The 23,702-nt window shown below is 68.7% G+C and carries 19 protein-coding genes and 1 pseudogene; 13 read left to right on the top strand and 7 right to left on the bottom strand.

Going from position 1 to position 23,702, the window contains the following annotated elements; genetic code table 11:
- Positions 1-472: 472 nt before the first annotated feature.
- Complete coding sequence (locus tag HNR10_RS32125; protein ID WP_376769787.1) at positions 473-1,093, bottom strand: trypsin-like serine peptidase; 621 nt, start codon at positions 1,091-1,093, stop codon at positions 473-475.
- A gap of 914 nt (positions 1,094-2,007) precedes the next feature.
- Between HNR10_RS32125 and HNR10_RS30710 the strand changes: the two genes are divergently transcribed.
- Positions 2,008-2,220, top strand: coding sequence for a hypothetical protein (locus HNR10_RS30710; RefSeq protein ID WP_218897601.1), 213 nt, complete (start codon positions 2,008-2,010; stop codon positions 2,218-2,220).
- 272 nt (positions 2,221-2,492) lie between these two features.
- Here the strand turns inward: HNR10_RS30710 and HNR10_RS03340 are convergent, their stop codons facing one another.
- From HNR10_RS03340 to HNR10_RS03330, 4 genes and pseudogenes are all read right to left on the bottom strand, one after another.
- On the bottom strand, positions 2,493-3,347 hold the full coding sequence (locus tag HNR10_RS03340; RefSeq protein WP_218897600.1) for an IS3 family transposase: 855 nt from the start codon (positions 3,345-3,347) through the stop codon (positions 2,493-2,495).
- Positions 3,344-3,628 (bottom strand): annotated as a pseudogene (locus HNR10_RS30705) (transposase); the annotation flags it as partial. The pseudogene HNR10_RS30705 and the gene HNR10_RS03340, both read right to left, overlap by 4 nt.
- Positions 3,629-3,643: 15 nt before the next feature.
- Positions 3,644-3,826 carry a hypothetical protein gene (locus HNR10_RS03335; protein WP_179819765.1) on the bottom strand — a complete coding sequence of 61 codons (183 nt, stop codon included), beginning with the start codon at positions 3,824-3,826 and terminating at the stop codon, positions 3,644-3,646.
- A gap of 89 nt (positions 3,827-3,915) precedes the next feature.
- Positions 3,916-4,755: a PAC2 family protein gene (locus HNR10_RS03330; RefSeq protein ID WP_179820750.1), complete on the bottom strand. Its 840-nt coding sequence runs from the start codon at positions 4,753-4,755 to the stop codon at positions 3,916-3,918.
- Between the two features lie 282 nt (positions 4,756-5,037).
- On the opposite strand from HNR10_RS03330, the gene metH reads away from it, so the two are divergent.
- From metH to HNR10_RS03310, 4 genes are all read left to right on the top strand, one after another.
- Positions 5,038-8,511 carry a methionine synthase gene (gene metH, locus HNR10_RS03325; protein WP_179820748.1) on the top strand — a complete coding sequence of 1,158 codons (3,474 nt, stop codon included), beginning with the start codon at positions 5,038-5,040 and terminating at the stop codon, positions 8,509-8,511.
- Positions 8,512-8,865: 354 nt separating this feature from the next.
- Positions 8,866-9,963, top strand: coding sequence for an NmrA family NAD(P)-binding protein (locus HNR10_RS03320; protein ID WP_179820747.1), 1,098 nt, complete (start codon positions 8,866-8,868; stop codon positions 9,961-9,963).
- A 162-nt stretch (positions 9,964-10,125) separates the two neighbouring features.
- Complete coding sequence (locus HNR10_RS03315) at positions 10,126-10,695, top strand: TetR/AcrR family transcriptional regulator (protein WP_179820745.1); 570 nt, start codon at positions 10,126-10,128, stop codon at positions 10,693-10,695.
- Positions 10,696-10,997: 302 nt separating this feature from the next.
- On the top strand, positions 10,998-11,702 hold the full coding sequence (locus tag HNR10_RS03310; RefSeq protein ID WP_179820743.1) for an HAD family hydrolase: 705 nt from the start codon (positions 10,998-11,000) through the stop codon (positions 11,700-11,702).
- An 83-nt stretch (positions 11,703-11,785) separates the two neighbouring features.
- On the opposite strand, the gene gndA is transcribed toward HNR10_RS03310, so the two are convergent.
- Positions 11,786-13,225: an NADP-dependent phosphogluconate dehydrogenase gene (gndA, locus tag HNR10_RS03305; protein WP_179820742.1), complete on the bottom strand. Its 1,440-nt coding sequence runs from the start codon at positions 13,223-13,225 to the stop codon at positions 11,786-11,788.
- A 271-nt stretch (positions 13,226-13,496) separates the two neighbouring features.
- On the opposite strand from gndA, the gene HNR10_RS03300 reads away from it, so the two are divergent.
- The 5 genes from HNR10_RS03300 to HNR10_RS03280 all read left to right on the top strand — a co-directional run bounded on the left by HNR10_RS03300 (position 13,497) and on the right by HNR10_RS03280 (position 20,552).
- Complete coding sequence (locus HNR10_RS03300; protein ID WP_179820740.1) at positions 13,497-13,997, top strand: cellulose synthase; 501 nt, start codon at positions 13,497-13,499, stop codon at positions 13,995-13,997.
- Positions 13,998-14,636: 639 nt separating this feature from the next.
- Positions 14,637-15,695 (top strand): ABC transporter permease, encoded by a 1,059-nt coding sequence (locus HNR10_RS03295; protein WP_179820738.1) that lies wholly within the window; start codon positions 14,637-14,639, stop codon positions 15,693-15,695.
- Between the two features lie 101 nt (positions 15,696-15,796).
- Positions 15,797-17,548 (top strand): ABC transporter substrate-binding protein, encoded by a 1,752-nt coding sequence (locus tag HNR10_RS03290; protein ID WP_179820737.1) that lies wholly within the window; start codon positions 15,797-15,799, stop codon positions 17,546-17,548.
- Positions 17,549-17,639: 91 nt separating this feature from the next.
- Positions 17,640-18,653 (top strand): ABC transporter permease, encoded by a 1,014-nt coding sequence (locus HNR10_RS03285; protein WP_179820735.1) that lies wholly within the window; start codon positions 17,640-17,642, stop codon positions 18,651-18,653.
- Between the two features lie 129 nt (positions 18,654-18,782).
- On the top strand, positions 18,783-20,552 hold the full coding sequence (locus HNR10_RS03280; RefSeq protein WP_179820734.1) for an ABC transporter ATP-binding protein: 1,770 nt from the start codon (positions 18,783-18,785) through the stop codon (positions 20,550-20,552).
- Positions 20,553-20,823: 271 nt separating this feature from the next.
- Here the strand turns inward: HNR10_RS03280 and HNR10_RS03275 are convergent, their stop codons facing one another.
- The gene (locus HNR10_RS03275) at positions 20,824-22,614 is read right to left on the bottom strand and encodes a PhoX family protein (protein WP_179820732.1); all 1,791 of its coding nucleotides are present in this window, start codon (positions 22,612-22,614) and stop codon (positions 20,824-20,826) included.
- A 178-nt stretch (positions 22,615-22,792) separates the two neighbouring features.
- On the opposite strand from HNR10_RS03275, the gene rpmG reads away from it, so the two are divergent.
- The 3 genes from rpmG (at position 22,793) to rpmF (ending at position 23,555) form a co-directional block, all read left to right on the top strand.
- Positions 22,793-22,957, top strand: coding sequence for a 50S ribosomal protein L33 (rpmG, locus tag HNR10_RS03270; RefSeq protein ID WP_053616566.1), 165 nt, complete (start codon positions 22,793-22,795; stop codon positions 22,955-22,957).
- Between the two features lie 20 nt (positions 22,958-22,977).
- On the top strand, positions 22,978-23,226 hold the full coding sequence (locus HNR10_RS03265) for a type B 50S ribosomal protein L31 (protein ID WP_053616565.1): 249 nt from the start codon (positions 22,978-22,980) through the stop codon (positions 23,224-23,226).
- 158 nt (positions 23,227-23,384) lie between these two features.
- Positions 23,385-23,555, top strand: coding sequence for a 50S ribosomal protein L32 (rpmF, locus tag HNR10_RS03260; protein WP_179820731.1), 171 nt, complete (start codon positions 23,385-23,387; stop codon positions 23,553-23,555).
- The last annotated feature ends 147 nt before the right edge of the window (positions 23,556-23,702 follow it).

The raw sequence follows: 23,702 nt of genomic DNA, 5'->3' as shown, positions 1-23,702 counted from the left end.
GACTTGCTTTTCTCTCATGCCGTCGCTGCCGCCACTGTTATTGGCGCATACTAGTTGACGGAGAGGTCAGTCGTGATGACAGTTCCCTCAGTGACCACTACATCAGTTAATTCCGCGCTTCCCTCTTCACAGACGGCAGTCACTGTGTATGTCGCTTCGGGAAGAGTCCACGAAAAGTAGCCCTCATCGTCCGTGGTGACTCCATACTCCTGGAGAGCTGGGGCCCAGGGCGAGGTCCCTTCCACTGACAAACTGCAAGGGGCTGTTGGTGTGCTGCCGTTGACGGTGACACGGCCGGAGATCCCTGTTCCTGGCCCCAATCTGTGGGTTGGGCTGGGATCATGAGTCGCCGGGTCGTGTTGGACCGGTTCCTCTGGTGGTTGGTTGCTACAACCTAGTGACACACCAATCAGGGCACCAGCCACGATTACTTTGATCAGCGACCGGGGTTTCATGACCGACCAAGGTTCTACTAGGGAGTTGGAGTGCGCCAGCTCGCGAAGTTTTCGAGCCTGGGAGGAGTGATCTTGGCGCCACTATTATGACCCCCGACACGGGCTGACCCAGTCGTGTGAATCGCAATGGCAGAGTAAGCATGCCCGAGTGGTTGGAAAACTGGGGCGCCGCTCTGCCCGGGACTGGTGTCGATTGCATACTCCACGGTATGCGGCTTCGTGTCACTGACCCTTTCGTGGTGCCACCACATGCTGTACAGGGGTCGCTTGATAGTTGGGTACCCGTAAATGGAAAACCATCGACCATCATATGATCCGGGTTGTGTGATCATGCCGAAATATCCCACGCTGAGTCGGCAGTTCAGTTGGAGTGCGGCGTAGTCAAAGTCGCTGTTTCCGTCTTCTGCCCAGCCGTTTACTGACCATTGGGCAGTGACGCCGCACCCCTCTCGCATTTGGGGTGTACCGTAAGCCGAGTTCATGAATGGTGGGGTGATGGTGTAATTCGTATTCCACCCGTCCAGATCCGGGTCAGGATGGTCTGTGTGAACACAGTGCCCGGCAGTGGCAACGGTTGCGTTGTCATATAGAAATCCGGTGCATCTACCCCTATCTCCGTTTGGTTCAGTGAACTGAATCAGAACGATAGCGGATGATGGGTAGAGTGTAGGATCTTCGACTCTTCGACTCTTCGACGATCGTCATCGCCGACGGGCGAGAGTGGAGAGTACTCGTCAGTGGGTGCGACGCCATCAGGGCTTGGGAAAGGTCCGAGTTCATTGCCGTTGAGTTCCGCTGGTTCTCCGGTGCTGGGTGACCCCTCCAGTATCCCGTCGCTCAAAGTTGCTGGAGTTGATCGCTGACTCGGTGGAGGCAACATTTCTCGCGTCGAGGAGACAGGAGTTTCAGGGTCGATTTCGACCTGTTCGGCTGCTGCCGTTCCGCTCATTGTGCCCCACGTAAAAACAAAAATAGAAGCAACTGCGAGGGTTCGTGCTGCTGGGCGAGCGAAGGACATTTTCATGGGGGTCTCTTCGATTTTTTTGTTATAGATTTATATTTCATGCCATATTTTTCCTGGCGGTGCGCACCGTGTCCAGGTCGGGGCCGGATGTGGTCACAATGTAAACCAGTTCGTTTTGTGCGCTGTTGGTCGGAGTGAACCGTCCGCGGCCTGCAATGATGGGGCGACGTCGGGCGGTAACTGTTTCAACGAACTTCACTTTGTGATGTACATCACACTAATGATCTCGCCCTCTAGAGTCCCTGGCCATTTCTGAAAAGCGGAAGATGGACTGCTTGGCACAAGAAACAAAATAAGAGGAGAACCTTAGTGGACGAATGGGTCATCCGGGTCCGCAGCCGACCGGGACATGATTGGCGAGATCGATGACGAACAAGAGCTGGAGATCCGCGACCGCCACCTCGCCCACTGCGCCCCGAACACGACCGTGGAACTCCCGAAGCCATCGCTACATGGTCCCCCGACGTTCGAGCATGGGATGAAGAACTCAGTGGACACCTGAGCAAGATCGGCCTGGCGTTGCTGCGGATGTCCGACGAGACGCTTCGCAATGAGCTTGACGCGGTCCGCTACTCAGCGTTCGGGAACGAAGCGTGGTTCTCAAAATTCATAGTGGAACCCCAGGCCAAAGTGCTTATGCTCGTCACGACAGCCGAGGCCCAGCGATGCCTCGGCGCGTTCCTCCGAGGAGAGAAGATTCCGCCCACGAAGTACATGCGCCAGCCCCCCAAGGGATCGTGAAGCTGACGGGCGGAGTCGATCTGTACTGACGACCGCGCCCGAGGGCACACCAACCTCAGGCCCGGCACGTCACGGAAGGGCCTGACCGCTGTGTTGAAGTCCAGCCGGACACGGCGGTCACACATCGGCGGAGGCGGCACGTCGTGAAATACGTCAGGCCGCGCCCCGACCTGGTCGTGGGCGACGTACCGGCCGGGCTCGATGTGGAGCAGTAACGCAGAAGGCCCCGCACGTTGAACTGGTCCCCGATAGTTGGACCGGCTAACTGAAGGTTAGGCCGCCAGGGCCTGAGCCCGGTACTGCACCGGGCTCAGGCCCTCAAGGTAGGTATGCACCCGTTCGTTGTTGAACCACGCGATGTACTCCTCCAGCCCCGCGGTGAACTCCTCGACACTGTCGAACTCGGCGTGAGTGAAGAACTCCTCCTTCAGATGGCCGAAGAAGCTCTCGATCACCGCGTTGTCCAGGCAGTTGCCCTTGCGCGACATCGACTGAGCACACCCGGCCCCCGCCAGCAAGCGCCGCCAGGACACGTGCTGATACTGAAACCCCTGGTCGGAATGGACCAACGGCGCCTGACCGGCGGGCAGGGTCTCCAACGCCGCCCGCAGGGAGGCATTGGTCAGCTCCAGGTTCGGCGACAGCCCCGCCGCATAGGCGATGACCTGCCGATCGAACAGGTCCATGACCGGTGACAGGTAGACCTTGCGCTCGCCCACTCGGAATTCACTCACGTCGGTCACCCACTTCCGGTTCGGCCCCAGGGCTGTGAAGTCACGCTCCAGCAGGTTCGGGGCGACCTCGCCCGCCTGCCCCCGGTAGGAGCTGTAGGAGCGCCTGCAGCGCACCCGGCAGGCCAGGCCGAGCCGGCCCATCAGCTTCAACACGGTCTTCTTCGCGACCTTCCACCCTTGGGCCAGGAGCCGGCCGTGGATACGGCGGTGCCCGTAGCGGCCCTTGTTGTGCTCGAAGAGCCGCGTGATGTCGGCCTTGAGCGCCGCCTGGGGGTCAGGGCGCTCGAGCCGGGCCTGGTGGTAGAAGAACGTGGAGCGGGCCAGACCGGAGACCTTGAGCAGCACCTCCAGGCGGTGTTCGGCCTTGAGGGCGACCACAGCCAGGACTCTCACTCTGGTCGGTTCTCCCTCAAGGCCCGTACTTTTCCCAGGTAGGCGTTCTGGGCGCGCAGGAACTCGTTCTCACGGCGCAGCCGCTCCAGCTCGGTCTCCTCAGCCGGTACCGCGCTCTTGCGCGGGCGTCCCCGCTGCTTGGGGCGCAGCCCGTCCTCGCCCTGGTCGCGGTAGGTACGCACCCACGTTTCCAGCAGCTTGGGTGAGGACAGCTCCAGTTCCTTGGCCAGCTCGGTCTTGGGTTCACCCGCCAAGAGGCGGCGCACCGCCTCGACCTTGAACTCGAAGGAGTAGGACTATTTCGCCTGTTTGGCCACCAGCGCTCCCGGCCCATGGATCCGCCACCGTCGGTACAGGCTCCGGACCGCCCAGCGCGAGACCCCGAGCGAGGTCGCCACCGATTGATCGGCCATGCCCTGCTCGAACCACGCTATCGCCCTCTCGCGCTGGGAAGGGGTGAGCGAGCTGTTCGCCCTCATGGGACTGCTCCCTGGTCGATGGAACTGGATTTCCAGTCCAACGTCCAGGGAGCAGTTCAGTCTCCGGGGCCCGGTGGTTCCGGTGCGCGTCAGCTCTCGTCGCGGCGGCGCAGGTACCGCTCGAAGTCCCGCGCGATCGCGTCGCCGGAGGCCTCGGGGAGTTCGGCCGTGTCCTTGGCCTCCTCCAGGCCGCGCACGTAGGCGGCGATGTCCTCGTCCTCCGCCGTGAGCTCGTTGACGTTGGTCTCCCAGGTCACGGCGTCCTCGGGCAGCTCACCCAGCGGCACGCGCACGCCCAGGTAGTCCTCGACCCACGCCAGCAGCGCCAGGGTCGCCTTCGGGCACGGCGGCTGCGCGACGTAGTGCGGGATGGCCGCCCACAGGGAGACCGTCTCCACGTCCACCGACGCGAAGGTCTCGTGCGCCACGCCCACGATCCCGGTCGGGCCGGAGTACGTGGTCGCCTCCAGGCCGTAGCGCTCGCCGAGCTCCACGGGCGAGGCCATCCCGGTGATCGGGATCGGCCGGGTGTGCGGCGCGTCGGCCAGCAGCGAGCCCAGCATGAGCACCCGCCGCACGCCCAGTTCGCGGGCGATCGCCAGAAGGTCGGCCGTGTAGGACCGCCAGCGCATGTTCGGCTCGGGGCCGGTGACCAGGACGACGTCGCGTTCGGCACCCGGGGGAGTGGCGACTCTCACTGTCGTGGTCGGCCACTCGACCGCGGACGCCAGGCCCTCCACGACCGTCAGCCTCGGCCGGGTCACCTGGAAGTCGTAGTAGTCGTCCGGAGTCAGCTCGCACAGGTCGTAGGTGTCCCACTGCTCCGCCAGGTGCTCGATGGCCAGACTGGCCGCCTCACCCGCGTCGTTCCAGCCCTCGAACGCCGCCACCATGACAGGCTCGACGAGCTCGCGTGCGAGCTTGATCATCGGTGGCCCCTTCCTGCCGCGGACGCCCTCCACCCTATGGGGTGGCGCGCCACCCGGGAAACCGCGGGACCCGGCGACCCGCCGGACCCGGAACCTGACAAATTTTGGGACGGTTGTCTCACCTGGCGATACTGGCCATGGGGTAGCCTCGCCAACAGTGAACGCCCAGGACACAGCCGTCCCGAAGCGTCCCGACCCGCCCGCACCGGGGGTCGATCCAGTGCCGCGACCGCCGGGGACGGACTGGGTCCCCGCGGTGCCCCGAGACTAGAGTTGTGCACTATGAGCGCTCGCCTGAACTTCCGTGAAGCACTGTCCCAGCGTGTCATCGTCGCGGACGGCGCCATGGGCACCATGCTCCAGGCACACGACCTCGACCTCGACCAGTTCCAGGGGCACGAGGGCTGCAACGACATCCTCAACATCACGCGGCCCGACATCGTGCACGACACCCACGCCGCCTTCCTGGCCGTGGGCTCGGACTGCGTCGAGACCAACACCTTCTCCGCGAACTTCGGCGGCCTGTCCGAGTACGGCATCGAGGACCGCACCTACGAGATCGCCGAGGCCGGAGCCCGAGTGGCCCGTGAGGCCGCCGACGCGTACTCCACCAAGGACCAGCCGCGCTACGTCCTGGGCTCGATGGGTCCCGGCACCAAGCTGCCGACCCTGGGGCACGCCCCCTACGCCCACCTGCGCGACTACTACGAGCAGTGCGCCCGCGGCCTCATCGACGGCGGCGCCGACTCCATCCTCATCGAGACCTGCCAGGACCTGCTCCAGGTCAAGGCCGCCGTCGTCGGCGCCGACCGCGCCCGCCGCGCCCTGGGCAGGGACGTCCCGATCATCGCCCAGGTCACCATCGAGACCACCGGCACCATGCTGATGGGTTCGGAGATCGGCGCCGCGCTGACCTCCCTGGAACCGCTCGGCATCGACGTCATCGGCCTCAACTGCGCCACCGGTCCCACCGAGATGAGCGAGCACCTGCGCTACCTCTCGCACCACGCGACCGTGCCCATCTCCTGCATGCCCAACGCCGGCCTGCCGCAGCTGGGCGCCAACGGCGCCGTCTACCCGCTCACCCCCGCCGAGCTGGCCGACGCCCACGACACCTTCACCACCGAGTTCGGCCTCAGCATGGCCGGCGGCTGCTGCGGCACCACCCCCGAGCACCTGCGCCAGGTGGTCGAGCGCGTCCAGGGCCGCGGCATCAAGCAGCGCAAGCCCCTGGTCGAGGCGTCGGCGTCCTCGCTCTACCAGAGCGTGCCCTTCCGCCAGGACTCCAGCTACCTCGCGGTCGGCGAGCGCACCAACGCCAACGGCTCCAAGAAGTTCCGCAACGCGATGCTCGCCGAGGACTGGGACGCCTGCGTGGAGATCGCCCGCGACCAGATCCGCGACGGCGCCCACCTGCTCGACCTCAACATCGACTACGTGGGCCGCGACGGCGTGCGCGACATGCGCGAACTCGCCTTCCGCTTCGCCACCTCCTCCACCCTGCCGGTCATGCTCGACTCCACCGAGCCCGCCGTGCTGGAGGCCGGCCTGGAGTCGCTGGGCGGGCGCGCGGTCATCAACTCCGTCAACTACGAGGACGGCGACGGCCCCGACTCCCGCTTCCAGCGCATCATGCGCCTGGTCAAGGAGCACGGCGCCGCCGTGGTCGGCCTGTGCATCGACGAGGAGGGCCAGGCCCGCGACGCCGAGTGGAAGGTGCGGGTGGCCACCCGCCTCATTGACGAGATCACCGGCGAGTGGGGCCTGCGCACCAGCGACATCATCATCGACTGCCTCACCTTCCCCATCACCACGGGGCAGGAGGAGACGCGGCGCGACGGCATCGAGACGCTGGAGGCCATCCGCGAGCTCAAGCGCCGCTACCCGGACGTGCAGACCACCCTGGGCCTGTCCAACCTGTCCTTCGGCGTCAACCCGGCCGCCCGCATCGTGCTGAACTCGGTGTTCCTGCACGAGGCGGTCGAGGCGGGCCTGGACTCGGCGATCGTGCACGCCTCCAAGATCGTGCCGATCAACCAGATCCCCGAGGAGCAGCGCCAGGTCGCCCTGGACCTGGTCTACGACCGGCGCACGGACGACTACGACCCCCTGTCGCGGTTCATCGACATGTTCACGGGCGTGGACGCCAAGGCCATGCGTGCCTCGCGCGCCGAGGAGCTGGCCGCGCTGCCGCTCTGGGAGCGCCTGGAGCGCCGGATCATCGACGGCGAGATGGCCGGCATGGAGGTCGACCTCGACGAGGCGCTGGCGCAGAAGCCCGCCCTGGCCATCGTCAACGAGACCCTGCTCGCGGGCATGAAGACCGTCGGCGAGCTGTTCGGCTCCGGCCAGATGCAGCTGCCGTTCGTCCTCAAGTCCGCCGAGGTCATGAAGGGCGCGGTCGCCTACCTCGAACCGCACATGGAGAAGACCGACGACGACGGCAAGGGCCGGATCGTCCTGGCGACCGTCAAGGGCGACGTCCACGACATCGGCAAGAACCTCGTCGACATCATCCTGTCGAACAACGGCTACGACGTCGTCAACATCGGCATCAAGCAGCCGGTCTCGGCGATCCTGGAGGCGGCCGAGGCCGAGCGCGCCGACGTCATCGGCATGTCCGGCCTGCTGGTCAAGTCCACGGTGATCATGCGGGAGAACCTGGAGGAGATGAACTCCCGGGGCCTGTCCGAGCGCTTCCCCGTGCTGCTGGGCGGCGCCGCCCTGACCCGCTCCTACGTGGAGCAGGACCTGGCCGAGATGTTCCAGGGGCATGTCCGCTACGCCAAGGACGCCTTCGAGGGCCTGCGCCTGATGGACACCTTCATGGCCGTCAAGCGCGGCGAGGAGGGCGCCGAGCTGCCCGCGCTGCGCCAGCGCCGGGTGCGCAAGGGCGCCACCCTGAAGGTGACCGAGCCCGAGGACATGCCCGCCCGCAGCGACGTGGCCACCGACAACCGGGTGCCCGTCCCGCCGTTCTTCGGCGACCGCATCAGCAAGGGCATCCCGCTGGCCGACTACGCGGCCTTCCTCGACGAGCGCGCCACGTTCATGGGCCAGTGGGGGCTCAAGGCCTCCCGCGGCGGCAACGGGCCCTCCTACGAGGAGCTCGTGGCGACCGAGGGCCGGCCCCGCATGCGGATGTGGCTCGACCGCATCCAGACCGACGGCCTGCTGGAGGCCGCCGTCGTCCACGGGCACTACCCCTGCTACAGCGAGGGCGACGACCTGGTCGTGCTGGACGAGGACGGTACCAACGAGCGCACGCGCTTCACGTTCCCGCGCCAGCGCCGCGACCGCCACCTGTGCCTGGCCGACTTCTTCCGGCCCAAGGAGTCCGGTGAGCTGGACGTGGTGTCCTTCCAGGTGGTGACCGTGGGGGCGGCGATCAGCCGCGCCACCGCGGAGCTGTTCGAGAAGAACGCCTACCGGGACTACCTGGAGCTGCACGGTCTGTCGGTGCAGCTGACCGAGGCCCTGGCCGAGTACTGGCACACGCGGGTGCGGGCCGAGCTGGGCTTCGCCGGGGAGGACCCGGCCGAGCTCGACGCGTTCTTCAAGCTCGGCTACCGGGGCGCCCGCTTCTCCCTGGGCTACGGGGCGTGCCCCAACCTGGAGGACCGGGCCAAGATCATGCGGCTGCTGGAGCCCGAGCGCGTCGGGGTGACGCTGTCGGAGGAGTTCCAGCTGGTCCCGGAGCAGGCCACCGACGCGATCGTCATCCACCACCCGGAGGCGACGTACTTCAACGTCTGAGTCATCAGGTCACTGAACCTGTCGGGGGGCGGCTTCCATGGCCGCCCCCCGTCGTCTCTGTGCGTCCGGCGTCACGGCGGTGACGGGCGAGGTGAGGGGAAAGGCGTAGGACTCTCATCGGGAGCCCGGGCGTGTTCGAGCGGGGGGGACGTCTCCGTCTGCCCCGACCGCCCCGCGGACCGCGCCCCTCGGGTGTCCCGCGCAGGTCCTTGCCAGTGGGAAACCGATCGGTGTATTCTCTTGAAACCGACCGGTTTCCCCAGGGGTGCCCGGTAGTCGGCCCCAGATCGGTCTCGAACACGCCGGGCCCTTCGTGTGCTGAGCGCGTGCGTACTCAGGTTGGAGTCAAAAGCCATGTCCTCTCACGCCACCTCCACCATCTTCGTCATCGGCGGCACAGGGGCTCAAGGGATGCCCATCGTCCGCTCCCTCGTCGCCGATAAGAAGTACTCTGTCCGATTCCTCACCCGCGATTCCGCCTCCCCCCGGGCTCAGGCCCTCCTCGCGCTCGGCAACGTCTCCGCTCTCGAAGGGTCCTTCGCCGACGAGGACGTGCTGCGGGAGGGGTTTCGCGGCTGTGACGGGGTGTTCCTCAACATCGACGGGTTCAACACCGGTGAGAAGACCGAAACCTACTGGGCCATCCGCAGTTACGAGATAGCGATCGAGGAAGGAATCAATTTCTTCGTCTATGGAAACCTCGACTACGTCCTCAAGAAGTCAGGCTACGACTCCAGGTTCCGCACCGGCCACTACGACGGAAAAGGCCGTATGGCCGAATGGGTACTGTTTCAGAACGAAGAGAACAGGGACAGGATGGGGGCAGCGGTCTTCACCTCGGGTCCCTACATCGAGATGACGATCTCACCGCTCACGCCCATGACGCCCACCATCGAGGACGGAGTGGTCACGTGGCGGGTCCCCCTCGGCGGGGGAGCCGTTCCCCACGTGGCGCTCGAGGACTGCGGCTTCTACGTTCGCTGGCTCTTCGACCACCCGGAGCGGGCCAACGGCATGGACCTCGAAGTCGCCATCGAACACATGGCCTATGCCGATATGGCCGCGGCATTCGAGAAGGTCACCGGGCACCCGGCGCAGTACATCGACACGGATCCGGACACCTATTGGAACAGCTCGGCCCTGAAGGGTCTTGCTGATCACCCTGCCGGATACAATGCCGACCCCAACGACAAGAGCACCATGACCTTCCGTGATAATTTTACGGGTTTCTGGAATATGTGGAAGCACGGAATCATTACCAGGGACTACGCTCTGCTCGACGAAATTCACCCCGACAGGATCAGAAGTGCTGAGCAGTGGTTCCGTCGAGAGGACCGGGTGGGCAGGGAACTCGGCAAGGGAAGTCTGTGGGAGAGGGTTCAACCGGAGAACTGGAGCGGCGACTCCGCGATCCTCAAGAGCAGCGCGGATCTCAGAACGGGTCGGTTGTGAGCGGGTGAACTGTGGCGGATCGGTGGACTTCATCGCTTGTACCCGCCAGGCCGGCCTGCTTCCGGCGCCTGCGCAGTCGGCGGTGGTGAGCGGATTCGGCTTCCCGGTCCGGGCAGCAGGGGAGCACCGGCGCCCGTGTCCGCATCGAGCTACCCTCGCGTTATGACCACCGAAGTAAGGCCGAGTACCAGAGAGCGGCTGCTGGAGGCGGCGGCCACGCTCACCTACCGGGACGGTGTCGGCATCGGCGTCGAGGCACTGTGCAAGGCGGCGGGGGTGTCCAAGCGCTCCTTGTACACGTTGTTCGACAGCAAGGACGAACTGCTCGCAGCGAGCCTGGAGGAGCGCGCCACCGCCTTCGTGGTGACCCTCCTGCCCGCCGCGGACGATGGCCGCTCCCCCCGTGAGCGGATCCTGCACGTCTTCGAGCAGGTGGAGTCACAGGCCGGCGCGCCGGAGTATCGGGGGTGTCGGTACCTCGCCGTCCAGGTCGAGCTCAAGGACCAGAGCCACCCCGCGAGCCGGGTGGCCCACCGGATCAAGGCGAATCTGACAGCGTTCTTCCGGTCCGAGGCCGAACAGGGTGGGGCGAGCGATCCCGACCTCCTGGCCCGGCAGCTCAGCCTGGTCTTCGACGGCGCCAGCGCGCGTGCGGGGATCGGAGCCGACAAGCTGACCGGACTCATCGCGCCTACGGCAGCCACCCTGCTCGACGCGGCGGGCATGCACTGATCCGACCGGTGTGTGATTCCCCTCCCTCTTGGCGGGCGGGGGTCGACGTGACCGGTTTCGCACCGCACGATGGGGTGCGGAGCCGGCGGACACGCGCGGAAGCGCTCCAGGGGAGAATTCGCCGGCCGGTCGCCGCACCGACGGTCGCGCTTCACGGGCCGTGCGCCACCGGTCCCGGACGATAGGAACACAGCAACACAGGAATGCCTGAGCGCCTCGTGGGCGACCGGGGGAGTCCCGACACTGGAGGGGAGTGCGTGGTGCCACCCGTGGCCGTCCGGCCCGCGAGCACCGCCGTGCGCATGAGCGAACCGATCACGCTGAACCGAGACACGTCCGCGGCCGAGACCGGGAGGCGGCTCCAGGCGGTCCTGCTGGACATGGACGGCACGCTCATCGAGAGCGAGCACCTGTGGGGCGAGTCCGAGTCGGAACTGGTCTCCGAGCTGGGCGGGGTGTGGACCGAGGAGGACCACGCGCGCAACGTCGGCAACGCGGCCGACCCCGTGGCCCGGTACATCATCGACCTGACCGGTGCCGACCTCAGCCCGCGCCAGGTCGCGCGCAAGCTGTACGCGAAGTTCCGGAGCAAGCTGGAGGGCGGTGCCCGGCTGCGTCCGGGCGCCAAGGAGCTGGTCCGGACGATCTCCGAGGCGGGCGTCCCGGTCGCCCTGGTGACCTCCACCGAGCGCGAGCTGATCGAGGCCGCCATCGGAGGGATCGGCCTGGAGAGCTTCGACGACTCCGTGGCCGGTGACGAGGTCGCCGCCAACAAGCCCGACCCCGACCCCTACCTGCGGGCCGCCCGCCGCCTGGGCGTCGACGCCCGCCGCTGCGTGGCCTTCGAGGACTCCCTGGTCGGCGTGACCGCCGCGGCCGACGCCGGGTGCGTGACCGTCGCCGTGCCCGACCACGTGGTGATCCCCGCGCGCGAGGGCGTGGTCTTCCGCGACAGCCTGGTGGGCGTGGACATGGAGTGGCTGGAGTCCCTGGTCGCCGACCGCTGAGCACCGGGCGCGGGGATTGAGCCCCCGCGCGGGAGTGACACCGGGGGCGGGGCCGCGCACGCGGACCCGCCCCCGACGCGTGTCTAGGCCTCGACCTCGGAGCGGTCGCCGCCCCAGAGGGTGTGGAAGGAGCCCTCCCGGTCCGTGCGCCGGTAGGTGTGGGCGCCGAAGAAGTCCCGCTGGCCCTGGACGAGCGCGGCGGGCAGACGCTCGGCGCGCAGCGCGTCGTAGTAGGCCAGCGCGGCGGCGAAGCCCGGCGCGGGCACGCCCTGGCGGGTGGCCGCCACCATGACCTCGCGCCAGTCGTCCTGGGCGTCGGCGACCTCACGGGCGAACGTGGCGTCCGACAGCAGACTCGGCAGGTCGGGGCGGGTGTCGTAGGCGGCGCGGATGCGGTCCAGGAACGCGGCCCGGATGATGCACCCGCCGCGCCACAGGGCGGCGACCGCGCCCGGGTCGATGCCCCAGCCGTACTCCTCGGCGCCCGCGGTGATCTCGTGGAAGCCCTGGGTGTAGGACATGATCTTCGAGGCGTAGAGCGCCTGCTCGACGCGGTCGGCGAAGGCGGCGGCCTCCTCCTCCGACAGGGCCCGGGGCGTGGGCCCCTCCAGGGACCGCGACGCCTCGCGCAGCGGCACGTGGCCCGACAGCGAGCGCGCGAAGACCGCCTCGGCGATGCCGGAGACCGGCACCCCCAGGTCGAGCGCGGTCTGCACGGTCCAGCGGCCGGTCCCCTTCTGCTCGGCTGCGTCGGCGACCACGTCCACGAACGGCTTCCCGGTGTACTCGTCCACGTGCGCGAGCACCTCGGCGGTGATCTCGATCAGGTACGAGTCCAGCCGGCCGGTGTTCCAGGTGCGGAAGATGTCGGAGATCCGGCCCGGGGTGTAGCCCGCCACGTCGCGGAGCAGCTGGTAGGCCTCGCCGATCAGCTGCATGTCGGCGTACTCGATGCCGTTGTGCACCATCTTCACGAAGTGGCCCGCGCCGTCGGGGCCCACGTGGGACACGCACGGCGTGCCGTCCTCGGCCTTGGCGGCGATCCGCTCCAGGATGGGGCCGAGCACGGCGTAGGACTCCGCCGAGCCGCCCGGCATGATGCTGGGCCCGTGCAGGGCGCCCTCCTCGCCGCCGGAGATGCCGGTGCCGACGAAGTGCAGGTCCCGCTCGCGCAGGAGGCGCTCACGGCGGCGGGTGTCGGCGAAGTGCGCGTTGCCGCCGTCGATGATCATGTCGCCGGGCTCCAGCAGGGGCGCGAACTCGTCGATGACCGCGTCGGTGGGCTCTCCGGCCTTGACCATGACCACGAGGCGGCGCGGGCGCTCCAGCGCGGCGACGAACTCCTTGGCGGTGCGGGTCGCGACGAAGTCGCCCTCCTCGCCGAACTCCGCGACCAGGGCGTCGGTGCGGGCGGCGGTGCGGTTGTGGACCGCGACGGTGAAGCCGTTCCGGGCCAGGTTGCGGGCGAGGTTGCGGCCCATGACCGCGAGTCCGGTGACACCGATCTGCGCTTGCGTGCTCATGTGCGTGACTCCTGAGTGGCTGTAGGGGGACCCTGTCGATCACACTAGGACCGCGGGGTCCCTGAGCCCGGCTGCGGGGCCGCGCGTCGCGGTCCATGTCCGGTACCTCACAGCCGCCCGGCCGTGCCCCGTGCGGGCACGTGGGACGCGGGTAGCGTGGGGACGAGGGGGATACCGGGCGAGGGCTCCTGAGGCCGAGGCGCCGGACCAGGGGCTCGCCCTAAGGGATCGTCCCGATGTGCGGAGCGGCGCCGGATGGGAGACTGGTGCCATGCCTGACGACCTCACAGCAACCGCCGGCCTTTCCCTGGGAGCCGCCCTCACCATCGTGGGGCTGCTCATCACCTTCTTCGTGTGGCGTCGCAAGGGCGTCGCCTCGGGACTGCGCGGTGTGGCGTGGTCCCTGCTGCCGCTGGCCGCGGGTCTGCTCGGCCTGATGAACGCCATCTGGCAGTTCGTGCTCAGCCTCGTGGGCATCGTGGCCGGGCTGGCGTTCAACCCGCTCGTCTGGGCGGGTGTGGTCATGGTGGGCGTCTCGGTGGTCCTCTACGTCGTCTCGGGGTTCATGCGCGCGCGGGGCGCGGGCACCTCCCCGCGCGGGGCCGCCAAGGGCGAGGGCAGCGCGAAGGGCGCGGGCGGCGCGAAGGCCGCCGGGCCCGCCGCGGCACCCGCAGGCCAGGTCGGCGCCAAGGCGCCGAAGAAGTCCGGGGGCGACGACCTCTCTGACTTCAGCGACATCGAGGACCTGCTGCGCAAGAGGGGCATCGACTGAGCCCTCCGGGGACCGGGGAGCGCCCCTCGCGACGCTCCCGCGGGACCCGGCGGAAGGCCACATCGTCACTGTGAGTGATGGTGGCGGCACCTCGGATGGACCCGGCTACGGCCGGGTCTTCTTTGTGTCGAGGACCGATAACAAACGTCCGCCACGGCCATAGCACTTGCCATAGCACCCGGCTTCGGCGGGCCAGTGGTCACTTCACCGGACGTATCGTGACTGCGCGACCGGCGGTGCGTCCGACCAGGTCAGCTCAGTCGTGGGATGAATACGAAGTTTGCGGTGCTTGGCGTCTTATGAGTTTTTTGCCATACTTTGTCACGATTTAGCTACATGGCCGGAAATTGGACGATAGGTGGCCAATCCGCGAGTAGGTTGGTCGCTGTGTAACAGCCCGGGCGTTCAGGCGGCGGGATGTGCCCAACACCTCAGGGTGAGATCGGGTACACCGCCCAGCCGGAACCGGCGGCGGCGGACCACCTTTCCGCCCTCGCCGACCTGACGCCTATGCCAGCCAGCGCCGAGACCCGGCAGGCTCCCTCCGTGAGGCCCCACTGGGGCATGCCCTCCAGGGCGCACGTGCGGGTTCCCGCCCTCCATCTCGGCCGAAGCGTATGAGTGGAGAGTGGTGGCCTGATGAGTGCGCCCTCGCATGCCCCCGAGTCGGCGGACCCGCCCGCGAGCGACGTCGAGGACTCCGGCGCGAAGCCCGCGAGCGAGCACGGTGACTCGGACAACCGGTCACTGCGCCAGATCGCCTGGCAGCGGCTGCGGCGCGACAAGGTCGCCATGGTCTCCGGCGTGGTCGTCGTCCTGCTCATCCTGGCCGCGGCCCTCGCGCCGCTGCTGGTCAAGTGGTTCGGCTACCCGCCCACCGAGTACCACCAGGACCTCATCGACGCGGGGACCCGGCTGCCCTTCAAGGACCCGGAGAACCCCACCGACGCGGAGGGCTTCGCGATCACCGACCCGTGGGGCGGCATCAGCGCCGACCACTGGCTCGGGCTCGAACCCACCACCGGCCGTGACCTGTTCAGCCGCCTGCTCTACGGCGCGCAGATCTCGCTCCTGGTCGCCTTCCTGTCCACCCTGCTGTGCGTGGTCATCGGCACGGTCCTCGGCATCATCGCCGGGTACAAGGGCGGCTGGGTCGACACCCTGATCAGCCGGGCCATGGACATCTTCCTGGCCTTCCCGCTGATGCTCTTCGCCATCGCGCTCGTGGGCGTCATCCCCGACGGTGTCCTGGGCCTGACCGGCAACGGGCTGCGCGTCGGCATCATCGTCTTCATCATCGGGTTCTTCAACTGGCCCTACATCGCCCGCATCGTCCGCGGACAGACGCTCTCCCTGCGTGAGCGCGAGTTCGTCGAGGCGGCCCGCAGCCTGGGCGCCAGCAACCGGCACATCCTGGTCAAGGAGATCCTCCCCAACCTGGTCACGCCGATCATCGTGTACTCCACGCTGCTCATCCCGACCAACATCCTGTTCGAGGCGGCGCTGAGCTTCCTGGGCGTGGGCATCAACCCGCCCACTCCGAGCTGGGGAAAGATGCTGTCCGAGGCGATCGACTTCTACGAGAACGGTCCCTACTTCATCGTCTACCCCGGCCTCGCCATCTTCATCACCGTGCTGGCCTTCAACCTCTTCGGTGACGGCCTCCGCGACGCCTTCGACCCCAAGACCTCGGACTGACCCACGTCGGCGCGGGGCGGGGCGTTCGCCCATCCCCGAACGGACGTGGATCGACCCGCGGGTCCGCTCATCCCCATCAGGTTCGGTAGAGAGGTACTCCCTTGAGGAAACGCACCCTCGGCTTCGTCGCGCTCGGCGCGGCGGCATCCATCTTCCTGTCCGCCTGCGGCGGCGGCGAGAGCTCCGGCGGCGGCAGCGCCGACGGCGCCGGCTACAACCTCGCGGAGACGGAGATCGTCAACGCCTCGGACGCCACCGGCGGCACCCTGCGCTACGCCATGGCGCAGGACTGGGACTCCGTCGACCCCGGCAACACCTACTACGGCTTCAGTTGGAACTTCTCGCGCTACTACGCGCGCACCCTGCTCTCCTACAACAACGAGCCGGGCGAGAACGCCACCGACCTGGTCCCGGACACGGCCGCGGGCATGCCCGAGCCGAACGAGGACTTCACCGAGTGGACCGTGCAGATCCAGGAGGGCCTCAAGTACGAGGACGGCTCCGAGATCACCGCCCAGGACATCAAGTACGGCATCATCCGCGGTGACTTCAACGGCGGCACGCTGGCCAACGGCCCGAGCTACTTCGCCCAGAAGCTCGACGCCGACCCGGAGTTCAACGTCTTCGAGTCCTCGGACCCGCTCGGCGAGTTCGACGCCATCGAGACCCCGGACGACCACACCCTGGTCTTCAAGCTCAAGGAGAGCTTCTCGGAGTTCCCCAACATCCTGATCATGCCGCAGACGGCCCCCGTGCCGGTCGACGCGGACCGCGGTGAGCTCTACCAGCAGCACGTCCTCTCCTCGGGCCCCTACAAGTTCGACGGCGACTACGAGCCGGGCGTGGGCCTGAAGCTGGAGCGCAACGAGCACTGGGACCCCGAGACCGACACGCTCCGCAGCGCGCTGCCCGACAACATCGAGGTCACCCTCGGCATCAGCCAGGACGAGGTCGACGAGCGCCTGGTCAACGGCGACATCGACGTCGACCTGGGCGGCACCGGTGTGGGCCCGGCCATGCACAGCCGCCTGGCTGACGACGCGGACGCGCGTCCCAACATGGACAACCTGTACTCGGGCGCGCTGCGCTACGTGAACATCCACACGCCCGTGATCGAGGACGTGGCCTGCCGCCAGGCGATCATGTACGCGGCCAACCGCGACAGCATGCACCGTGCCTGGGGCGGCGAGCTGGGCGGCGACATCGCCACCAACCTGCTGCCGCCGGCCCTGCCCGGTTCCGACCCGGAGAGCGACCTGTACCCCTCCGAGGACAACAAGGGCGACCTGGAGTCCGCGGAGGCCAAGCTCGAGGAGTGCGGCGAGCCGGACGGCTTCGAGACCGTCATCGCCGCCCGCGAGGGCCGCGACAAGGACGTGCAGACCGCCCAGGCGCTGCAGGAGGCCCTGAGCCGCGTCGGTATCGAGACCACCATCGAGACCTACCCGGCCGGTGACTTCTTCGGTCAGTACGCCGGTTCCCAGGACTTCGTCCGTGAGAACAACATCGGCATGAGCGTCTCCGGCTGGATCCCCGACTGGGCCACCGGTTACGGCTTCGCCCAGCCGATCACCGACGGTGCGGCGATCACCGAGACCGGCAACTACAACACCGCCGAGATCGACGACCCGGAGATCAACGAGCTCTGGGAGGAGTCCATGCGGACCGAGGACCCGGAGGAGCGTGCCTCGATCTACAACCAGATCGACACGCTGGTGATGGAGCAGGCCGCCATCCTCCCCGTGGTCTTCGACCGCCAGATGTACTACCGCTCCAACGAGCTGACCAACGTCTACTTCCAGCCCGGCTACGCCATGTACGACTTCATGGCCCTGGGCGTCGACCGCGGTTAGTCCCACCGGCCACGTTCCGAACTAGTACGACAAGGCAGGTGAAGGCGGCGGGGGATCCACGGCCCCGTGGACACCCCCGCCGCCGACCGCGATGCTGACTTACATTCTTCGCCGCCTGGGCGCGGGCGTGCTGCTGCTCGCCATCGTGACGATGGTGACCTTCTGGATCTTCTTCGTCCTGCCCAAGTGGGCTGGCGTGACCCCGCAGGGCATGGCCGCCATGTACGTGGGCAAGGCGCCCACCCCGGAGGCGCTCGAGGCCACGGTGGAGCGGCTCGGCCTGGACCAGCCGGTCGCCGTCCAGTTCTACAACTTCGTCAAGGACCTGCTCTTCGGCGCCGAGTTCACCTTCGGCCGCGAGACCGTGGAGTGCGCGGCTCCGTGCCTGGGCTACTCCTTCACCACGAACACCCCTGTCCTGGAGCAGATCCTCAACCGGCTCCCGGTCACGATGTCCCTGGCCGCCGGCGCGGCGGTCATGTGGGTCGTCGGCGGTGTCGCGGTCGGCGTCCTGTCGGCCGTCAAGAAGGGCAGCGTCTTCGACCGGATCGCCATGTCCCTGGCCCTGGTCGGCGTGTCCCTGCCGATCTACTTCACCGGTCTGATGTCCCTGGCCTTCCTGGTGCACTCCTGGAACCTCTTCCCGGTTCCGCGCTACGTGCCCCTCGGCGAGGACCCCATCGGCTGGTTCCAGGTCATGTTCCTGCCCTGGGTGACCCTGGCCTTCCTGCACGCCGCGCAGTACGCCCGGCAGACCCGCGCGGGCATGCTGGAGACGCTGGGCGAGGACTACATCCGTACCGCACGGGCCAAGGGCCTCAGCGAGCGCCGGGTCATCCTCAAGCACGCGCTGCGCCCGACGCTCACTCCCATCGTGACGATCTTCGGCCTGGACATCGGCCTGGTCCTGGGCGGCGCCATCCTGACCGAGACGACGTTCTCGCTGAACGGCATCGGCAAGTACGCGATCGACGCCATCGTCTCCAAGGACCTGCCGGTGATCATCGGCGTGACGCTGATGGGCGCGTTCTTCATCGTGCTCTGCAACCTGATCGTCGACCTCCTCTACCCGATCGTCGACCCGCGGGTGCGGATCGCGAGCTAGCACGCGACGGCGGCCGGCCCGAGGGCACTGCCCTCCAGCCGCCCGCCACCAGCCTTCGAACGACGGCCTCCGGCCGCACACTTCCCGCCTATGGACGCCTTCGGCGCAGCACTATCAAAGGAATCTGACATGGTCTCGACCGAGCCCGTCGTCCGCGTGGACGACCTGCGGGTGACGTTCCCGACGATGGACGGCGACGTCCATGCCGTGAACGGGTTGTCCTTCGAGGTGCCCGCGGGCGGCGCCCTGGGGATCGTGGGCGAGTCGGGCTCGGGCAAGAGCGTGACGTCGCTGGCGCTGATGGGCCTGCACCGCGGCAGCCGGGCCAGGATCACCGGCGCGATCGAGGTCGTGGGCAAGAACGTGGTCACGGCCTCGGACAAGGAGCTGCGCCGGATGCGCGGCAACGACATCGCGATGGTCTTCCAGGACCCGATGCAGTCGCTGCACCCGCAGTACACGATCGGCAACCAGCTGGTGGAGGCCTACCGCATCCACCACCCCAAGGCCACCAAGGCGCAGGCGCACGCCAGGGCGGTGGAGTCGCTGGAGCGGGTCGGGATCCCCGAGCCGGCCAAGCGGATCAACTCCTACCCGCACGAGTTCTCCGGCGGTATGCGCCAGCGGGTGGTGATCGCGATGGGTCTGATGTGCGATCCCAAGGTGCTGCTGGCCGATGAGCCGACCACGGCGCTGGACGTGACGGTGCAGGCCCAGGTGCTGGACCTGTTGGACGAGCTGCGCCGCGACCTGGGCATGGGTTTGATCCTGGTCTCGCACGACCTGGCGGTGGTGGCGGGGTCGGTGGACGAGGTCGTGGTGATGCGCAAGGGCGTGGCGGTGGAGCGCGGGGACGTGCGCACGGTGCTGTCCGCTCCGGAGCACCCCTACACGCAAGCTTTGTTGGACGCGGTACCCCGCGTGGAGGTCTCCCGCGCCCAGCGCCGCGCCAGCGACCGCGCCGACCGTGCCGAGCGCGACACCAAGGCCGGCAGCACCCCCACCGCCCCCGCCGACTTCCAGGCCTTCACGCCCGGCGGCTCCTCCTCCGGTGACACCCCTCTGCTGCGGGTGGAGGATGTGGCGCAGCGGTTCAAGGTGCGCGGCGGGCTGTGGGGTCGTTCGACGGACTTCTGGGCGGTCAAGGGTGTCTCGTTCGAGCTGCGCCAGGGCGAGACGCTGGGCGTGGTGGGCGAGTCGGGGTCGGGCAAGTCGACGCTGTCGCGGATGATCATGCGGTTGCTGGAGCCCACCCGGGGCCGGGTGGAGTTCGAGGGCCGCGACATCACGCACCTGTCCGACCGTGAGCTGCGCCCGCTGCGCCGGGACGTGCAGATGGTGTTCCAGAACCCGTACTCGTCGTTGAACCCGCGGGTGACGGTGGGGGATGCGATCGGGACCGCGTTGAAGGTGCAGGGCGAGCGCGACGGCAAGAAGGTGCGTGCGCGGGTGCAGGAGCTGCTGGAGCGGGTGGGGTTGGAGCCGGGTCACTACAACCGGTTCCCGCACGCGTTCTCCGGTGGTCAGCGCCAGCGGATCGCGATCGCGCGGGCGCTGATCCTGAAGCCGAAGCTGATCATCTGTGACGAGCCGGTCTCGGCGTTGGACGTGTCGACGCAGGACCAGGTGTTGCGGTTGCTCTCGGAGTTGCAGGACGACTTCGGGTTGACCTACATCTTCGTGGCCCATGATCTGGCGGTGGTGCGCCAGGTCTCGGACCGGGTCGCGGTGATGAGGAAGGGCGAGATCGTGGAGATGGGTGACAGCGACAGTGTGTACACCTCGCCGAGCAGCGAGTACACGCGTCAGCTGTTGACGGCGGCGCCGTTGCTGGATCCGGACGAGGCCCGCCGCCACCGCGCCGAACGCGAGGCGGCCAAGCGCGCCCGGGTCGCCTGACCCCTCCCACCGGCCGGACCGTCCTCCGGCCGGACGCGAACGCCGGCGGCGACCATCCGTGGTCGCCGCCGGCGTTCGTCATGCGCGGACCTCGGTCCTGCGCGTCCTCCCCGGACCAGTCCCAGGCCGGGGTGGTCGATGAAGGGCTCCACGCGGATGGGGTCGGAGGGACGCGTGTGTTCGCGGAGTGTGGCACGGGGCCCGTGCCGGTCGATTCCGTGCGCGGGCCCCGGCGCTCGTGGGGCGGGTGGGGTGGAGTGCGGATCGGCCCTCAGGTGCCGACGCGGCCGCCGTCGCGGCGGCTGACCACGACCACGGCGGAGCGGGGGCGCCCCCGCGGGTCGAAACCGGGCCAGTTGCTCACCGCCCGGGGGTCGTCCGCCGTGGGCCCGCCCTCGCCCGGACCGGCCGAGCCGGGCCCGTGCACGGTGACGAACAGGGTGCCCTGGTCGGGGGTGGAGCTCACGCCCGAGATGGCGCATCCGGGCGGCCCGGTGAGGAAGCGGCGGACCTCGCCCGTCTCGGGGTCGGCACAGAGCAGGGCGCTGTTGCCCAGCTGGACGCGGCGGTCCCGGTCGGCCACGGCGCCCACGTCGGTGGTGATCCAGAGCCGGCCGTCGACACCGCAGTGCACGCCCCCCGGTGCGCCGAACGCCGATCCGGCGGCGTCCGTGCCCTGGCCGGGGCGGACGAACTCCCGCCAGCTCATCACGGCCGCCCCGTGGTCGCCGGCGCCCTCGGTCCAGGCCAGCACCCGGCCCCCGTCCGGCCCTCCGCTCTCGGGGCAGTAGACCGTGCCGGTCACGGGGTGCACGGCGGGCCGGCCCGGGCGGCGCAGCGTGGTGGCGCCCACGGCGTCAGCGGCCTCGCGGGCCCGCAACAGGACGTCGGCCTGGTCCCGGAACGCGGAGCGCAGGCCCTCGCGGCCGTGGACGAGCGGGATCCAGACACCGGTTCCCTCGGCGTCCAGCCGGGCCGCGTGGAGGGTCCCCTCGTCGAGCGGGCTGGTGGTGGCGTCGCGCATGTCGCGCCAGGGGCGGGCGGTGACGAACTTGTACAGGTGCGCGTCGTCGCTGAGGTAGACCACCGCGTGCCCACGCGACTCGGTCACCTCGGCTCCGCGGGCGGCCAGGCGCCCGAGGGCGGTGCGCTTGACGGGGGCGGCGTCCGGGGCGAAGGGGTCGACCTCCACGGCCCAGCCGAAGCGGTGGACCTCGTCGGGCGTCTCCGCGAGGTCGAAGCGCGGCTGGTGGGCGTGCCAGCCGTAGGCGAAGGCGTCGGCGCTCAGGCCGTAGCGCTGCTGGCCGGGTGTGGGCCGCCACCGGCGGTCGTCGGTACCGAAGGCGTCCGCGATGGTGTCCTCCCCGGTCAGGAAGGTGCCCCAGGGGGTGGCGGCGTGGGCGAAGCCGCCGAGGACGCCGAGGGCCTCGGCCCCGGTGTCCAGTGCGGAGTGCCCGTCCAGGGGGCCGGAGAAGGCGACGGGCGAGGCGGGGGTCAGGCGGCGGTTGAGCCCGTCGGCCCGCACCCGCCAGCGCCCGTCGCTCAGTTCGATCCGCAGCACGGTGACGCCGAGCGAGGCGATCTCCTTGGCGGTGCGCGCGGCGGTCGGGGACTCGCCCCCGTCGGCGTGCAGGAGCACGGGGTCGGCGGTGGCGTGGCTCAGGACCAGCAGGCCGCGCCGGTTCCCGTCGTGGCCGGGGCTCAGCGGCACGTACTGCACGCCGCCGTGCCCGGTGCCGACCTGGCGCACGGCCGCGGTGGCGGTGTCGGAGGCGTCGGGCCGCCAGCGCGGGCTGCGCGGACCGATCGGGGCGCCCCAGGGCGCCAGGACGCGGAGGGTGTAGCCCTCGGGGACGGTGACCTCGTCGTCGCGGGTGACCGGGACCGGGGCGAAGGAGAGGCGGGAGCCGCCGAGCGGATCGGCGACGGGGGCGGCGAGCCGGGCGGCGAGGGCGGGTGGGCCGCCGGCGAGGGCGCCTGCCCCCAGGGCGCCGAGTCCGGCGGTGGTGAGCAGGGCCCGGCGCCGGGTGGGGTGCGCGGGGTCGTGGTCGTGGTGCGCCATGTCTCTCCTCGCCTGGGCGGTGCCGCGTCCGGTCCGGGACCGGACGCGGTCGAAGGAGATTTCATCACACTGTGTAGTCAAAGGCGGACATTGTGCCCCGGCTTCGAGTGTCGTCCGAGGCGGGAATGAAAACGGTTATCATTGACTTGTACTGTCTGCGACCCCAGAGGAGGCACCCATGGCGCGCAACGAGGTCCGCCCCATCATCAAGCTCAAGTCCACCGCCGGAACCGGCTACACCTACGTGACCCGCAAGAACCGGCGCAACACGCCCGACCGGCTCGTCCTCAAGAAGTACGACCCCAGGGCCCGCCGCCACGTCGAGTTCCGCGAGGAACGCTGACCCGCCACCAGGAGGCATCCATGAAGCCCGGCATCCACCCCGACTACCGGCCGATCGTCTTCCGCGACCGCGCGGCCGACTTCGCGTTCCTCACCCGGTCCACCGCCACCAGCGAGAAGACCGTGGAGTGGACCGACGGCCGGACCTACCCCGTCATCGACGTGGAGATCTCCAGCGCCAGCCATCCCTTCTACACCGGTACCGCCCGCGTGGTGGACACCGCCGGCCGGGTGGAGCGCTTCCAGCGCCGCTACCAGCGCAAGCGCTGACCGTACGCGGTGGGGCGCCGCCCCACCGCATTCCCGTTCCGCCCCGCGGGCGTCCCGGCGGGTGGCCGTGCCACCGTGCCGGCGCCCCGCCGCGCGGCGGTGCCGGCGTGCGCGCCGGTCGCCGCGACGACACCACCAGAACGACAAGGACAGGGCCGATGGCCGTACCCAAACGCAAGATGTCGCGGTCCAACACCCGCACCCGCCGCTCCCAGTGGAAGGCCAGGACCCCCGACCTGGTCACCCTCCACGTCGGCGGGCGCGAGTACCGCGTCCCCCGCAACCTCGTCGCCGCTTACCGGCGCGGAGTGCTGCCGCTCCCCGAGTGAGGCACCGGGCGGGCGTCCGATGGGACGCCCGCCCCGAACGAGCCCTGCCTCGGCCACGGGGTGGTCACACTGCTGTCCCAAACCGTGCATAACGGACGAAACGCCCCTGGTCCTCACTCCGGGCGCACCGCGGGTCGGGCACTCTGG

Source organism: Nocardiopsis aegyptia, from assembly GCF_013410755.1.
Taxonomy (GTDB): domain Bacteria; phylum Actinomycetota; class Actinomycetes; order Streptosporangiales; family Streptosporangiaceae; genus Nocardiopsis; species Nocardiopsis aegyptia.
This window is presented reverse-complemented; position numbering and strand designations above follow the sequence as displayed.

Bases quoted from the DNA above. Each gene is read 5' to 3' on its own strand.
- HNR10_RS30710 (WP_218897601.1), top strand. From the start codon at position 2,008: ATGTCCGACGAGACGCTTCGCAATGAGCTTGACGCGGTCCGCTACTCA.
- HNR10_RS03335 (WP_179819765.1), bottom strand. From the start codon at position 3,826: ATGAGGGCGAACAGCTCGCTCACCCCTTCCCAGCGCGAGAGGGCGATA.
- HNR10_RS03330 (WP_179820750.1), bottom strand. From the start codon at position 4,755: ATGATCAAGCTCGCACGCGAGCTCGTCGAGCCTGTCATGGTGGCGGCG.
- metH (WP_179820748.1), top strand. From the start codon at position 5,038: ATGAGCGCTCGCCTGAACTTCCGTGAAGCACTGTCCCAGCGTGTCATC.
- HNR10_RS03320 (WP_179820747.1), top strand. From the start codon at position 8,866: ATGTCCTCTCACGCCACCTCCACCATCTTCGTCATCGGCGGCACAGGG.
- HNR10_RS03315 (WP_179820745.1), top strand. From the start codon at position 10,126: ATGACCACCGAAGTAAGGCCGAGTACCAGAGAGCGGCTGCTGGAGGCG.
- HNR10_RS03310 (WP_179820743.1), top strand. From the start codon at position 10,998: ATGAGCGAACCGATCACGCTGAACCGAGACACGTCCGCGGCCGAGACC.
- gndA (WP_179820742.1), bottom strand. From the start codon at position 13,225: ATGAGCACGCAAGCGCAGATCGGTGTCACCGGACTCGCGGTCATGGGC.
- HNR10_RS03300 (WP_179820740.1), top strand. From the start codon at position 13,497: ATGCCTGACGACCTCACAGCAACCGCCGGCCTTTCCCTGGGAGCCGCC.
- HNR10_RS03295 (WP_179820738.1), top strand. From the start codon at position 14,637: ATGAGTGCGCCCTCGCATGCCCCCGAGTCGGCGGACCCGCCCGCGAGC.
- HNR10_RS03285 (WP_179820735.1), top strand. From the start codon at position 17,640: ATGCTGACTTACATTCTTCGCCGCCTGGGCGCGGGCGTGCTGCTGCTC.
- HNR10_RS03280 (WP_179820734.1), top strand. From the start codon at position 18,783: ATGGTCTCGACCGAGCCCGTCGTCCGCGTGGACGACCTGCGGGTGACG.
- HNR10_RS03275 (WP_179820732.1), bottom strand. From the start codon at position 22,614: ATGGCGCACCACGACCACGACCCCGCGCACCCCACCCGGCGCCGGGCC.
- rpmG (WP_053616566.1), top strand. From the start codon at position 22,793: ATGGCGCGCAACGAGGTCCGCCCCATCATCAAGCTCAAGTCCACCGCC.
- HNR10_RS03265 (WP_053616565.1), top strand. From the start codon at position 22,978: ATGAAGCCCGGCATCCACCCCGACTACCGGCCGATCGTCTTCCGCGAC.
- rpmF (WP_179820731.1), top strand. From the start codon at position 23,385: ATGGCCGTACCCAAACGCAAGATGTCGCGGTCCAACACCCGCACCCGC.